This is a genomic window from Bifidobacterium sp. MSK.17.10 (assembly GCF_019129655.1).
GTDB classification, from domain to species: Bacteria; Actinomycetota; Actinomycetes; order Actinomycetales; family Bifidobacteriaceae; genus Bifidobacterium; species Bifidobacterium adolescentis.
This window is the reverse complement of sequence record NZ_JAHOJD010000032.1, coordinates 1-817: the sequence shown is the minus strand read 5'-3', so window position 1 is coordinate 817 and position 817 is coordinate 1. Positions and strand designations below refer to the sequence as shown.

2 protein-coding genes are annotated in these 817 nt (G+C 65.1%); both read right to left on the bottom strand.

What is annotated here, in order from left to right:
* On the bottom strand, positions 1-188 hold a 188-nt coding region (locus tag KSX58_RS10285), incomplete at its 3' end, for a hypothetical protein (RefSeq protein WP_217752140.1).
* Between the two features lie 9 nt (positions 189-197).
* Positions 198-770 (bottom strand): single-stranded DNA-binding protein, encoded by a 573-nt coding sequence (locus KSX58_RS10280; RefSeq protein ID WP_217735696.1) that lies wholly within the window; start codon positions 768-770, stop codon positions 198-200.
* Positions 771-817: the final 47 nt, after the last annotated feature.

The window sequence follows — 817 nt, the reverse complement described above, 5'->3', positions numbered from 1 at the left end:
GTGATGGCGTGGATGCCGCCCCACTTGTCGATGTGCTCCTGCTTGTTTTTGGTGTCCATGACGTTGCGGCATGCCTTGAGCACGACGGCCGCGGCCTTGGTGACCTGCTGCGTCTTGCCGATGAGGTCGATGAGCGTGTCCGGTGTCGCTTCCTGCGGGATGAGCACCTGCTGTTCGCTGGCTTTCATTGCTGCTCCTTAGAATTCCGGTTCCGGATCCGGTTTGCCGAAGTCCCCAAATGACGATTGGTCGTCCGACGGCGCGCCCCACGGATCATCGGCCGGCGGCGCGGCGGGTTGCTGTGTCTGCGCCGACTGTTGCGGCCGTTGGCTCCAGCCACCGACGCCGGTGTTGACGGTCGGCTGCGGCGATGCGGGGTTGCCGTAGACGGGACCGCCCTGGCGGCTGATGCGGGCGACCTGCGCCGTCGCGTACCGCAGCGATGGCCCGATTTCGTCGACCGTCAGCTCCACGACGGTCCGATTGGTGCCGTCCTGCGCCTGATACGAGTGCTGCTTGAGCCTGCCTTGGGCGATGACCCGCATACCCTTGGACAAAGATTGGATGCAATGCTGCGCGAGGTCGTTCCATGCCGAACAGCGGAGGAAGAGCGCGTCTCCGTCCTCGTACTGTCCGGTCTGCCGGTTGTACTGGCGTGGCGTGTTGGCGATGGTGAAGCTGGCGACCTGCGCGCCCTGGCCGGTGGTTCTCAGTTCCGGATCCGCGGTGAGGTTGCCGACGATGGTGATGACGGTCTCGCCGATGGCCATGTCAGGCTCCCTTCACGTATCCGTCGGGCTCGGGGCCGAGCTGGCTT

Excerpts from the sequence above, each read along its gene's own strand:
- KSX58_RS10280 (WP_217735696.1), bottom strand. The coding sequence starts at position 770 with ATGGCCATCGGCGAGACCGTCATCACCATCGTCGGCAACCTCACCGCG.